Here is a 12,661-nt window from a genome sequence, read left to right as displayed (position 1 = left end):
TATGAAGAATATAGATGCTTTGTTATATTATTTAAAAAAAGGTAGAGGAAATTGGGAAGAGCTTTGTAACAGATGTGGCAAGTGCTGTTATACAAGAAGTGTTTATCCTGATGGGACGCTCTTTATTGATTATGACAGGCCATGTGAGTATCTTGATACTGATAGCAATTTGTGTACTGTTTATGAGAGGCGTTTTGAGGTGTGTAAGACTTGCAGAAAAGTTAATATTTTTCATGCCCTTTTTGCCAGGCATATGCCTCCTGATTGTGCTTATGTGAGTTTTTACAGATATGGGGGATTCTATGAGCATGTTGATAAATAAAGAGGATACTAAGGTTTTTATGGCTTTTTCTCCTGATGAGGAGGCTTCTGTAAGTGTTAAACCTAAAATTACAGAGCCTGAGTTGTATTGGGTAGTTATGTTAAACGATGATTATACTCCTATGGATTTTGTTGTTAATGTTCTTATGAGTGTTTTTGATAAGAATCCTCTGGAAGCTACAGAACTTATGATGACTATACATAATAAAGGCAGTGCAAGAATTGCTTCTTATGTCTATGATATAGCTGTTACAAAAATTTCTAGGGTGCACGATGAAGCTAAGAAGAATAATTTTCCTCTAAGGTGCACAATGGAGCCTGCTTAGGAGCAAGTATGAATTGGGAAGATTTTTTTACTGAAGAGTTGTTGTCCTCTTTTCATAAGGCCATAAAACTGGCTCAGGAAAAGCAGCACGAATATATAACCCCTGAGCATATTTTTTATGAGCTTGCAAAAAAATATGATGAGATTGGCTTTTTTGAGATTTTAGAAGTCAATTCTGGAGATGTATTATATTCTATAGGCAATTACCTTGAAAAATATATACCTGTAAGGACATCCCATAAGAATACTGATGGGGAGATAAGTTTATGGTTTACTGAGAATCTTAAAAAGGTCATATACCTTGCTCAGACAATATCTATGGGAGCAGGACACCAGAAAGTCAGGTCGGATCATTTTATAGTTGCGATATATAAAGTAGATGATTGTTATGCCTCTAGGGTCTTAAGAGAAGCAGGTGTTGATGAATACAGATTATTAAATGCTGTAAATACTGTAAAAGCATATATCTCAGATGACTATAACGGCGAATCTGAGGATGAGAGGACTGCAACATCGGAATCACAGGAAGATAAGAAGAAGGAGAAAAAGAGAAAAATCCTGTCTTCTTTTTCTATAGAACTTGTGGAGAAAGCAAAAAGGGGAGAGATAGACCCTATAATAGGTCGTGAGGATATACTGGAGAGAGTAATGCAAATTCTCTGCAGGAGAATCAAGAATAATCCTGTTCTTGTAGGAGAGGCCGGAGTAGGTAAGACAGCAATAGCGGAAGGTCTTGCGCTTAAGATAGCACACGATGAAGTTCCTCCTCTTTTAAAGGGATATAGAATTTACAGTATTGATATGGGACAGATAATAGCCGGCACTAAGTACAGAGGAGATTTTGAGGAGAGGTTTAAAGCAATTATCGATGAGCTCATAAAAGAAGAAAAGGCAATACTGTTTATAGATGAGATTCATACTATAATGGGTGCTGGCTCCTCTATGAGCAGCAATCTGGATGCCTCCAATATGTTAAAGCCTGTTATTGCTTCTGGAAAGCTCAGATGTATGGGAAGTACTACTTATCAGGAATATAAAAAATTTATGGAAGCAGATACTGCTCTTCTCAGAAGATTCCAGAAGGTAGATGTACCTGAGCCTTCTTTTGATGACACAGTAGAGATTTTGAGAGGGCTTAAGGCTAATTATGAGAAACATCACAATGTTATATACGATGATGATATTATCAAGAATATAGTAGAGCTTTCTTCCAGATATATAAATGACAGGTTCCAACCTGATAAGGCCATAGATGTTATGGATGAGTTGGGTGCCAGAATACATATGCGCACATATAAAGAAGGGGATGATGTTACAGAGCCTGTGCCTGTTTTGCCGGAAGATGTAGAAGAGCTTGTATCCTTTATTGCCCGTGTTCCTGTGAAAAGAGCCGGAGATTCTGAGAAAAAGAACTTGGCAGGGATGATGGATGCCATACGCTCAAGACTTTTTGGTCAGGATGAGGCTGTAAAAAAGGTAGTAGATGCTATAAAACGGTCTCGAGCAGGGCTTGGCAGAAAGGATAAGCCAGTTGCCTCGTTTCTTTTTGTGGGACCTACTGGTGTGGGAAAAACAGAACTTGCAAGAAGTCTGTCCGATATTCTGTCTATCCCATTATTGCGCTTTGATATGAGCGAATATCAGGAAAAACATAGTGTTTCTAGATTGCTGGGCTCTCCTCCTGGCTATGTTGGATATAATGAAGGAGCCCTTCTTACTGATTCTGTGAGAAAAAATCCTCATGCTGTTTTGCTTCTTGATGAGATAGAAAAAGCTCATCCCGATATATTTAACCTTCTTCTGCAGGTTATGGATTATGCTACTGCTACGGATAACACAGGAAGAAAAGCCGATTTTAGAAATATCATCATAATTATGACTTCCAATGCTGGAGCAAGAGAGCTAGGGCAGTCTCTAATTGGTTTTGGCAACAATGTTGTAAAAGAAGATAGTATAAACAGAGAAGTGGAGAGAATATTTACTCCGGAGTTTAGAAATAGGCTGGATGATATAATTGTTTTTAAACGTCTGCCTATGGAAGTTGTTAGAAAGATTGTTAATAAAGAACTGGATACGCTGCGTATTATGCTGTCAGAGAAGAATGTAGAACTTACAGTGAGCGATGAGGCAATAGATTGGCTTGCTGAGAGGGGATATTCTCCGGAGTTTGGAGCAAGGCCTCTTGCAAGGCTTATCGAGCAGAAGATTACTTCTCCTCTTGTTGACGAGCTATTATTTGGTTCTCTTGAAAAAGGCGGGAAGCTTTTTATATACGTAGAATCTGATGATATTGTTCTAAAAACAGAATAGGGTTTTTGCTATTATTATGCCTGTATGGATACCGGATATTGGAGAGCTGGATCATAAGACAATTGTAGAATTCCCGGATCCTGAGATATATGCGGAAGATGGACTTGTTGCTGTAGGAGGCAACCTTAGTCCGGGGATGCTTATTTCTGCATACATAGGAGGTTCTTTTCCCTGGTTTAATTCTGATAGAGAGAATATAATATGGTGGTCACCTGATCCTAGGTGTGTGTTTTATCCGGGCTCAGAGCATGTATCCAAAAGACTTCTAAGAGAAACAAAAAAAAATACATATGTTCTTGTTACGGATACGGATTTCTCTTCTGTGATAGAAAATTGTGCACGCATAGAAAGAGTTGGGCAAAAAGGCACTTGGATAACAAATAGAATGCTCAATTCATATAAAGAAATGCACAAACTTGGTTATGCTCATTCTGTAGAACTTTATCATAATGATCGTCTTATAGGAGGTTTCTACGGTCTTTCTATTGGTTCTGTTTTTTTTGGAGAGTCAATGTTCTCTCTTGTCCCTCATGCCTCAAAGATAGCTTTCCTTATGTCAAAAAAAATCTGGCAGATGCAAGGGATAAGCCTTATAGACTGTCAGGTGGAAACCCCTCATCTTGTGTCGATGGGAGCTGTAACTATATCTAGAAATAGGTTTTTAAAGGAGCTTAAGGTAGGTGTAAAAAGTACCTTTATGCCAAAAAAATGGGATATAAGGCTTATAGGTAATCTTTTATCATCCCAGGAGTTTTGACCTATCTCTTGTGTCAGAAAGTTTTGCAGTAAATCCGCATGTAGTTGAGAGACTGTGTGATATCTTCCAATTCTTTCATAACAATTGGAATCTCATGTAATAGAAACTCTATGTTGGATTTTTCGGCAAGTTGATTGATGGCTTCCATCTCCTGTTTTTGTTCTTCTTTTTCTATATATGGCAGTCTAAGGCACATGTCCTGATAAAGTACCAGTAGCCTGCTCAGAATTTTGAATGATGTCTTTAGGAAATCGGTATCGTACTGTAAGAGCCGTATCAATTCCCAGCGTTTTTTTGCTAGCAAGTATTTTCTGCCATGTCTTGCGTACATTACACCCTCTATTTATATGATAATTCACTCAATCCGCGCTTGCAAGATTTATATCAATATAATTTTTGCTTTCTATTATAACACAAAAATATACCGAACGGCTTTAGCTCGCCGGATAAGCTTATTTTTTATGCCGGGCTCGCTAAGCCTGCCTTTGGCGTTCTTTTTTGCACAGCATGGAGCGTTATAGAATTATCTTTTGCTCTGTCTTTGCGTAATTCTCGCTAAAGGCAGCAGGATGCGCGCATTGTCTTGCATTGTTTCTTTGTATGGGGAGCGTATCCTGCATTCGGTTTATTTTTATAAAAGGGGCTTTTTTATGGTTTTTTTGCATGTTATACTTTTTTTATGCAGGATGTGACAGATAAAATCAGGCGTTTTACGGATGAGGTTGCCTCTCTTGCCATAAGAGCAGGAAGGAGTGTTGAGTCGGTTAGGGTCATGGCTGTGACCAAGTTTCACGGACCGTGGGCAATTGAGGCTGCTTATGCAGCGGGAATAAGGGTTTTTGGCGAGAGTAGGGTGCAAGAGGCAATCGAAAAGCGGGATTTTTTTGCTTCTGATGTGGAGTTGCATCTGATTGGTAATCTACAGAGAAATAAGGCAAAGAAGGCTGCGGAGATTTTTTCTTCTGTGGATTCTATTGATAGATTGTCTGTGATTTCCGTGCTTGATAGATATGCGGCTTCTCTGGCAAAAAGGATTGAGATTATGTTTGAGATGAATGTTTCTGGGGAGGAGTCCAAGCATGGGTTTTCCTCTTATGATGAGCTTTGCGAGGCTGTGGAGCTTGCTGCAGGTTGTACCAGCGTTGTTCCTGTGGGACTTATGACTATGGCTCCGTATACTGATGATGAGAGTGTGATAAGAAAAACCTTTTCTGGACTTAGGGAAATTTTTTACAGATGCAAGAGGGATTTTCCTGCTTTTGATTGGCGTGAGATTTCCATGGGGATGAGCAACGATTATAGGATTGCTATTGAGGAGGGTTCCACTCTTCTCAGAATTGGCAGTTTGTTTTTTGGAGACAGAGGATGAGGCGTTTTTTGCTTTTTTTTCTTATCATTTGCGTTTCTCTTCCTGTCTTTTCTGCAGATCCAGATTATGAGCCGTATTCTGATGGCGAGTTTCCCTTGTGGGCTGTCAGGTTGAGGAGATTTGAGATTATAAGTTTTGGAATTTTTCCGTTCTCTTTATTCTTTTCTCAGTTTGGATATTCTTTTTATCGCTATGCCAATAGTGGTTTTGATTATTCTTATGCCCCAGCTCCTTTTGGTCCGCCCGGAGGGGCTGATTTTTCTGATGCGGAGCATCAGGGCATTATTCTTGGTGCTGCAGTACTCTCTCTTATTGCTGCGCTTGTGGATAATCTTATCGTATATTCTTCTTTCTCAAACGACTCTGCTTCTCTTTCTTCTTTTTCTGTTATATCTTCTGCTGATAATCTATCGTATTCTGATGATTATACGTTTTCTTTTGACTTTGGTATATCCATGCCGATTTCTTCTTATTTTTCCAGTATTGAGGAGTAGACGGATGGGAACTCCTTTTTATTTTTCTTCTTCTCTTATTGATGAGGGGCTCAGACTGGATGAATTTCTAGCCTCGCGTCTGGGAATATCTAGAAATCAAGTCAAACAGAGGGTAAGCAGTCTTGTGGTCAATGGAAAACCATGTAAGTTGTCAAAAAAACTTGTGGCTGGGCTTTCCATAAGCGGCATTTTGGAGCCTGTACCTCATACAGAGCTTGTGCCGCAGGATATAGAGCTCAGTGTGCTCTATGAGGATGAGTTTTGCATTGTTATAGACAAGCCTCAAGGGCTTGTGGTTCATCCTGGAGCAGGGAATCCTGAGGGAACTGTTGCCAATGCCTTGGCATACAGATATTTCTCTGCTGGTTTAGAGTATGAAGAAGAAGGTTTTGATGATGTCGATAACCTTAGGCCAGGTATTGTTCATAGACTGGATAAAGATACCTCCGGTGTCTTGCTTGCAGCAAAGGATAAGGCATCGCAAGAGTTTTTTTCTTCCTGTTTCAGGGAAAGGCAGGTAAAAAAAATCTATCTTGCAGTTGTAAAAGGGCTGCCTTCTGCAAAAAACGGCACAATAGAGGGATGGCTCAGAAGAAGCCGCAGCAACAGAAAAAAGTTTATTTTGACTGAGCATGACGAGGGAGGTAAGTTTTCCCAATCTTTCTACAGTGTATTATCTTCTTATGGCAGATACTCTCTGGTTGCTTTATATCCTCATACGGGAAGGACTCATCAGCTTAGAGTACACATGGCACATATAGGCTGCCCTATTCTTGGTGATCCGCTTTATTCCAGAGTCGATTCTTCTTTCCCGGATGCTACGCTCATGTTGCATGCATACAGACTTACCATTCCCCTGCCAGATAAAAAGAGGATTGCCAGCTTTAGAGCTCCTCTTCCTGTGCGTTTTAAAGAAGTCCTCAGAACTCTTTCCGCAAGGTACAGATAATTAGCCTGTAGGTTTTGAGCTATTACTGTGTTTATATTACTTGTTGGTTTTTATATCTATGTTGTACTCTCTTTCTGTACGGACAAGGCTAGGAGGTCCATGACCGGGGAAAATCCTCAGATATGGCGGCATGCTTAGGAGTTTTTGTTTTACATATGTTATAAGTAGAGCCTTTCCGTAAGAGTCTATGGGTTTGCCAAGTTTTCCTGCACTCAGAGAGTCTCCTGTAAATATCATGTCTTCTATCTGATAGACAAGAGAATCTCTGCTGTGTCCAGGTACGGATACCGCATTGACTGTTATTTCTCCCAGGTTTATGCTCCCTCCGTTTTGTATGATGCTGCAGGGAATACCTTCTATATTGATATTATTACTATATATTTTTGCGTCGTATATCTTGCGTATGGTTCTTATCCCGTCGTAGTGATTTTTGTGAGCATGGGTTATAAGTATGTACCTAAGATAATAGTTGTTATTTTCCAGATAATTGAGCATATGTTCGTCAAATGTCCCTGGATCTATTACTATGGCATCTCCTCCATCCTCGTGTCCGAGTATGTATGTATTGGAAAAACCGGGAAGAGAAAAATGAGCGTGTACTTTCATATAAGGAATTTCTCCTCTCTTTTGAAATAAGCATCTTCTACGTTACAATAAGGGAACTTAACATCTTCCTGTTTGGATTCTAAAAAATATGTTCTTTTTAGATTGCAGTCGTAAAATTTGCTCTTAAATATCTTTGAGCTAATAAAACGGCTGTGGTATAAATCGCAGCTTTTAAAGGCACTATCCTTTATGGTAGCACCGTTGTAATTGGTCTGCAAAATATTGGAATCCTCTATTACAGTGTGCTCAAAAAAAGAGCCGGAAAAGCTGGAAAATCTTGTATTTATCTCTTTAAAAATGCAGTTTCTAAATACACTGTAGTCACCAAAACATAAATTAAAGCTTGCGTTTTCTATTGACATATTTTCCGCACGTATTCCGAGAAAAACACAGTCATAGAAATCATGTCCGGAAAGCTCAAGTTCTGATATGTCTATGCCGGACATGCAGACGCCTTCTATTCTTTTTTTTTCGCTGAGCAGCTTTTTTATGTTTGCAATTGCTTTTTCTTTTTCTTCCCGGCTGCTATGCCCCAGGCAAAAACCATCTTCCTGACAGGTTATGTTGCTGCATCCGGGATACGAGCAGTTATAAATCTTAGGCATAGTCATAGCATACTTTATTTTATATGATTTTACAATTACAATATTTTTTATGAAATGTAGTTTTTGTGGCGCAGATATTACTGCGGATAAGGTTTTCAGGACTACTATCTGTCCTTCCTGTGGCAGGGACGCAAAAGTGTGCAAAAATTGCCGCTTCTATGATCCGGATGCCCACTGGCAGTGCAGGGAGACCATTCCTGAGCCTGTATCCGATAAAGAGATTGCAAATTTCTGTGCTTATTTTTCTCCCAAGGATGTTGCCGATGTTACCGAACAGGAAGAGAAACGAAGAAGAGCTCGCAAAGCGCTTGATGACCTCTTTGGATGATTTTTGCAGACCTGTTGTTTTTATTGATTCCGGTCTGGGTGGTATCCCGTATCTACTGTGGGCTATGGAAAATATAAAAAACGAGCATTTTATATATATAGCGGATAAAAAAAACTTTCCCTATGGAGTAAAGACGGCCGGAGAATTGAAAAAAATCATTCTTGAAGTTGTCGACAATGCCATAAAACAATTTAACCCCAAGCTGATAGTTGTTGCCTGCAATACAGCCTCTGTTGTTGCGATAGAAGCGCTCAGGGATACTTTTGAGATTCCTTTTGTCGGAGTTGTGCCTGCTATCAAACCTGCGGCAAGCGTGAGCAGAAACAGGATAATAGGTGTTCTTGCAACAGAAAGAACAATAAGGGATATGTATACCCAGGCTCTCATAGATGAGTTTGCATTTGATTGTGAGGTGCTGCGAGTGCCCGCAAAGGGTATAGTGGATTTTGTGGAGCTAGAGTTTGTTACTGCGGACAAAGATCAGAAGATAGCTGCCGTAAAGAGTGAGGTGGATTATTGTTCTTCACACGGTGCAGATACAATAGTGCTGGGATGTACGCATTTTGTCTTTCTTAAGAAAGAAATCTCAGAGCTTGCAGGCCCAAATGTCTCCGTAATAGACTCAAGGGATGGTGTAGGTCATCAGATGCAGCGGATACTGCGTTATATAAGGTGCAAGGAAAAATTCTGTTGTGAGAATACAAAGACAGAATTTTATCATACGGGCAAAGACTCCTATAATGCAGAATATGTGCGTTTTCTTGAGGATTTGGGATTGTCTTTTTGTGGAGAGCTGTAATGCCGGAAGGAATTGTAAGATACGGTATCAACAATATTTTTACTATAGAGGAGGATGTCACAGGAGAAGTATTTGAATGCAGGATAAGAGGCAAGATTCTATCCGATTCTGTAGGAGGTTATAATCCTCTTGCTCCGGGTGACCGTGTATCTTTTTTTTATGATTCTATAGAGTCTCATAAGGGCTATATAGAAAACAGATTAGAGAGAAAGAATGCCTTCTTGCGCTATAATATCAAAAAAAAACAGCCTCAAACCATAGCTGCCAACTTGGATATAGTGGTCTGCATAAGCTCTCCTGATAATCCTCCATTTCGTCCGCGTTTTATAGACAGAATCCTTGTAGAAGCAGAGCTTATGCCGGGCTGCGATGCAATGATACTTCTAAACAAGACTGATATTGGAATACCTGATAATGTAGAAAATATTCTCCAGCTTTACGAAAGTCTTGGCTATCCTGTAAGAAGAGTCTCTGCACTTACAGGAATAGGCCTTAGTGACTGTTTTGATATCTGGAAGAATAAGCGTGTTCTTTTTGTGGGCCAATCAGGTGTGGGGAAATCCAGTCTTATAAACGCCATATACCCGCAGGCAAGCCAGAAGACAGGAGAGATATCAAAAAAATATAACAGGGGTTCTCATGTTACAATATTTGCCCGTTCTTTCTGTTATGACGGCATGGACATAACGGATGCTCCAGGCGTGCGCGACTTTATCCCATACGGTGTTGACTCCTCCGAGCTTAGATTTTTTTACAGAGACATAGCGCAATTATCATGCGACTGTCAGTATTCTTCCTGCGTTCACATAGACGAGCCCGGATGCGCTGTAAAAGCTGCCGTAGAATCCGGGACACTAAATGCGGACAGGTATTACAGCTATGTGAGGCTTTACAACGATATACTTGAGCTAGAAAAACTCTGATTTGCTATCTCCCTTTATTAAAAGCATAGACCGAACGGCAGAGCCTGTGGGCTCTGCCTGCATGCGGGCGCATATTTTTCTATACTTGTATGTTGCTTTTTATATTTATGTTTTATTTTGCACCTCATCTGCCGTAGGCAGGAATCACTGCGCCTTCTATTTGTTTTGCCCTATGTAGCGCAGGGATGACGTTCGGTATAAAAGATTAAAACTTTTTTGGCATGTTGGTTTTTGCCTGATAAAAAACTTGACTGTCTGGTAGAGGCTCATATAGTCTTAAGCATGGGAAACAGAGAGACGCAAATCAACAGGCTAGTGAGACTTCTGCAAACAGCTCTGCGAGCATCGGATTTCTTTTTGGACTATAAGGTTTATTCTATAATCAATCCTGCAAGTGGTACAATTGCCAGAGCCGGGAGGCTTAAGAGAGTACTGGATAATGCAGAAAAATCATTTATAGCAGTGGAAAAAAGCAAGCTAAAGCTTGCGGCCCATGTGTCTTCAGACATAACAGAACCTGTGAAGCTTGCACGCATGATAAGCCAGAGAAGCGAGGAGAATGTACTTATACTTAGCTGCGGTGGCGATGGGACCCATAATATGGTAGTCAACGGTATAATGCAGGCAGAGGAAAAGAAACGGCAGAATGTTGTTCTTATGCGTGTCCCTCTGGGAAGCGGCAACGATGCTGCGGATGCTCCGGATTTTTTATCTGCTCTCAATAAGCTTGCAACAAGCAACAGCATTGGCAAAATTCCTCTCTATGCCATGAAAGGGGCAAAAGACAGGACGTTTCGATATGGATGCAATATCATAAGCTTTGGAATCGATGCCTATATTTCTCTTGTTACTAACCGTGTAAAGCCTTATCTTCCCGGCGACACATACAAGCTTATAGCGGATATGTCCACACTGTTTTATCACAAGATTCATCCGCAGGCAGAGCTTGGCATCAATCTGGAGAAACAGATCACGAGAGATGAGTATCTTCTTGTTGCCATAGGAGCTTCTGGCAGCAGAACTTATGGAAACGGCAAGAGAATATTGCCCGATACCAATAATATATGCGCAGTCAAGAACTGTAGCCTTGCAGATAGATTAAAACTCAAGAAAAAAATATATGCAGGAGAGCATATAAAAGAGACAGGAGTCTATTCTGCAAGTGCCAGACATATTACAATAGACTATGACAGGCTTCTTCCCGTACAGGAAGACGGAGAAGCTTGGTGGTTGTCAAAAGATGATTTTCCGGTTGAGATAAAGATAATAAGCGATGTTATCTCTGTTTTGGCATAACAATAATTATGGCAGCAGCTTAATCGATAAAGGTGCTGCCATCACAGTTAATCAGGAAAAAAAGTAAGCTATATTTTCTTCTGCAAAGCCAGCAAAGCCTTCTTCTTTTACTTTATCCCTGTATTTATCTACAGTGTCTCCATAGTGGACAAGATACATCATCTTTTTTATATGACGGGGCAGAGTAGAAAGCTCATCAAGAGAAGTATGTACTCCACCTGTAAAGAATTGACAATCATGAAAAATTGTCTCTATGGGAAAAGAGGAGACAAAGAACTCAAGCATATCCGGATCAAACTGAGTATCTCCGGAAAAAAGTACCCTTCTGTCAATAAGAAGCCCTGTGCTCCATGCGGAATCTCTCCAAGAGCGGGCTTGTTCCGGGATATGCCGTGTCCTAAAAAGAATAATCTCAATATCTCCTACATTAAAAGAATACATAGGTCTTGGTTTGCGCTGCATAAGCTCTGGCTGGTGGATAACAAAAAAATCATCCAGAGTAAGGTAACGTCTCCAGCCTTTTTTTTCGCTGTAGGCAGAGCCGCCTTTTATAGACTCGTTCCAAAAAAGTTTTTGATATTTTTTTGTCATATAAAGATGAGGTCTTTTCCTTGCAAAATATCTGTTTACAAGAACAACCTCCTCTACTCCGCCTATATGGTCAGCATGGGAATGTGTAAAAACATAATGCTCTATTTTATCAACGCTCAGTCCGTAAGAAGCAAGGGCCTCGGGACAGCGCGTACCGCAATCTACAAGTAAATGATCGTCTCCTTTGACAATAAGCAGATTGGACTGATAGAATTTCTTGCTAAAGGCACTCCCTGTACCAAGAAAAACCAGTCTTAATTCTCCTTTTGTTTTTAGCTCCAGATTTTTATCAAGTTTAACCTTTTTTATCAAAAAACCCCTCCCTAAAATACGTGTTGTTCAAAAATACAAGCAAGCTGTACCCGTTGGGATAGATATCCGCTGCAGAAACAGAAGCGTGTGCAAGCTCAAAATTCCATAAAAAAGAAAGATGCAGCCCCAGTATACTACATATTATGGTACGCAAAGGCCCGCCGTGAGCAACAATAGCTATATTTTTCCCCACATTGGAATCCGTTATATCTCTATAAGCAGAAAGTACCCTCTTTGCAAGCTCAGTCAAGGTTTCTCCACCTGGAGGAGCTGTAGTAAGAGGCTCATGATACCATCTCTCTCTCTCTTCCGCGGGAATATCGGAGGCAGAAAGTCCTTCCCACTCTCCAAAATCAAGCTCTTTTAAAGCATCTATGGGATTAACCTCCAATCCCTTTGCCATTGCGATACCCTTTGCCGTATCCATAGCCCGCACAAGCGGACTAGAATAGACCTTATCAATATCGGCATTTTTTGCCCAAAAAGAAAGAGCCTCTACCTGTTTTTTCCCTACTTCCGACAGGGGCGGGTTGCTTCTTGCACCCGCATATACATTGATATCACAGTCTGCATGCCGTATGAAAAAAACTCGTGTTGCTTGTAACATATCTCATAATTTACAAGTAAAATATAAAAAAATCATCTCTTTTTTCTTAATTAACATATAAAAAAGGTG

At 40.2% G+C, this 12,661-nt stretch carries 16 protein-coding genes; 11 read left to right on the top strand and 5 right to left on the bottom strand.

Annotated elements, in window-relative coordinates; genetic code table 11:
- Position 1: 1 nt before the first annotated feature.
- From WKV44_05055 to aat, 4 genes are read left to right on the top strand one after another with little or no spacing between them, the layout of a single operon-like run.
- Complete coding sequence (locus WKV44_05055) at positions 2–322, top strand: hypothetical protein (GenBank protein MEM5947906.1); 321 nt, start codon at positions 2–4, stop codon at positions 320–322.
- Positions 303–647, top strand: a complete 345-nt coding sequence (locus WKV44_05050) for an ATP-dependent Clp protease adaptor ClpS (GenBank protein ID MEM5947905.1) — start codon at positions 303–305, stop codon at positions 645–647. Before WKV44_05055 ends, WKV44_05050 begins: the two co-directional genes overlap by 20 nt.
- 8 nt (positions 648–655) lie before the next feature.
- Complete coding sequence (locus WKV44_05045; GenBank protein MEM5947904.1) at positions 656–2,956, top strand: AAA family ATPase; 2,301 nt, start codon at positions 656–658, stop codon at positions 2,954–2,956.
- 16 nt (positions 2,957–2,972) lie between these two features.
- Positions 2,973–3,713, top strand: a complete 741-nt coding sequence (gene aat, locus WKV44_05040) for a leucyl/phenylalanyl-tRNA--protein transferase (GenBank protein MEM5947903.1) — start codon at positions 2,973–2,975, stop codon at positions 3,711–3,713.
- Between the two features lie 13 nt (positions 3,714–3,726).
- Here the strand turns inward: aat and WKV44_05035 are convergent, their stop codons facing one another.
- Positions 3,727–4,044: a hypothetical protein gene (locus tag WKV44_05035; protein ID MEM5947902.1), complete on the bottom strand. Its 318-nt coding sequence runs from the start codon at positions 4,042–4,044 to the stop codon at positions 3,727–3,729.
- A gap of 348 nt (positions 4,045–4,392) precedes the next feature.
- On the opposite strand from WKV44_05035, the gene WKV44_05030 reads away from it, so the two are divergent.
- Genes WKV44_05030 through WKV44_05020 form a run of 3 tightly spaced genes read left to right on the top strand, consistent with a single transcriptional unit; the run spans position 4,393 to position 6,525 of the window.
- On the top strand, positions 4,393–5,082 hold the full coding sequence (locus tag WKV44_05030; GenBank protein MEM5947901.1) for a YggS family pyridoxal phosphate-dependent enzyme: 690 nt from the start codon (positions 4,393–4,395) through the stop codon (positions 5,080–5,082).
- Positions 5,079–5,576, top strand: coding sequence for a hypothetical protein (locus WKV44_05025; GenBank protein ID MEM5947900.1), 498 nt, complete (start codon positions 5,079–5,081; stop codon positions 5,574–5,576). The genes WKV44_05030 and WKV44_05025 overlap by 4 nt, the downstream gene beginning before the upstream one ends.
- Before the next feature lie 4 nt (positions 5,577–5,580).
- Positions 5,581–6,525, top strand: coding sequence for an RluA family pseudouridine synthase (locus tag WKV44_05020; protein MEM5947899.1), 945 nt, complete (start codon positions 5,581–5,583; stop codon positions 6,523–6,525).
- A 36-nt stretch (positions 6,526–6,561) separates the two neighbouring features.
- Here WKV44_05020 and WKV44_05015 read toward each other — a convergent pair whose 3' ends face one another.
- Complete coding sequence (locus WKV44_05015; GenBank protein ID MEM5947898.1) at positions 6,562–7,131, bottom strand: MBL fold metallo-hydrolase; 570 nt, start codon at positions 7,129–7,131, stop codon at positions 6,562–6,564.
- The gene (locus tag WKV44_05010; protein ID MEM5947897.1) at positions 7,128–7,736 is read right to left on the bottom strand and encodes a pentapeptide repeat-containing protein; all 609 of its coding nucleotides are present in this window, start codon (positions 7,734–7,736) and stop codon (positions 7,128–7,130) included. The genes WKV44_05015 and WKV44_05010 overlap by 4 nt, the downstream gene beginning before the upstream one ends.
- A 49-nt stretch (positions 7,737–7,785) precedes the next feature.
- Here WKV44_05010 and WKV44_05005 point away from each other — a divergent pair, with 49 nt between their 5' ends.
- From WKV44_05005 to WKV44_04990, 4 genes are all read left to right on the top strand, one after another.
- Positions 7,786–8,064, top strand: a complete 279-nt coding sequence (locus WKV44_05005; GenBank protein MEM5947896.1) for a hypothetical protein — start codon at positions 7,786–7,788, stop codon at positions 8,062–8,064.
- Positions 8,000–8,863 carry a glutamate racemase gene (gene murI / locus WKV44_05000; GenBank protein ID MEM5947895.1) on the top strand — a complete coding sequence of 288 codons (864 nt, stop codon included), beginning with the start codon at positions 8,000–8,002 and terminating at the stop codon, positions 8,861–8,863. The genes WKV44_05005 and murI overlap by 65 nt, the downstream gene beginning before the upstream one ends.
- Positions 8,863–9,786, top strand: a complete 924-nt coding sequence (gene rsgA / locus WKV44_04995; GenBank protein MEM5947894.1) for a ribosome small subunit-dependent GTPase A — start codon at positions 8,863–8,865, stop codon at positions 9,784–9,786. Before murI ends, rsgA begins: the two co-directional genes overlap by 1 nt.
- 282 nt (positions 9,787–10,068) lie before the next feature.
- Entirely contained in the window at positions 10,069–11,082 is a 1,014-nt protein-coding gene (locus tag WKV44_04990; protein ID MEM5947893.1) for a diacylglycerol kinase family protein, read from the top strand.
- A gap of 51 nt (positions 11,083–11,133) precedes the next feature.
- Here WKV44_04990 and WKV44_04985 read toward each other — a convergent pair whose 3' ends face one another.
- Positions 11,134–11,985: an MBL fold metallo-hydrolase gene (locus WKV44_04985; protein MEM5947892.1), complete on the bottom strand. Its 852-nt coding sequence runs from the start codon at positions 11,983–11,985 to the stop codon at positions 11,134–11,136.
- Entirely contained in the window at positions 11,969–12,592 is a 624-nt protein-coding gene (locus WKV44_04980) for a histidine phosphatase family protein (GenBank protein MEM5947891.1), read from the bottom strand. The genes WKV44_04985 and WKV44_04980 overlap by 17 nt, the downstream gene beginning before the upstream one ends.
- Positions 12,593–12,661: the final 69 nt, after the last annotated feature.

The organism is Spirochaetia bacterium 38H-sp, from assembly GCA_039023545.1.
Taxonomy (GTDB): Bacteria; Spirochaetota; Spirochaetia; order Winmispirales; family Winmispiraceae; genus Rarispira; species Rarispira pelagica.
The sequence above is the reverse complement of the archived record's forward strand: the minus strand, read 5'-3'. Positions and strand labels throughout refer to the sequence as shown.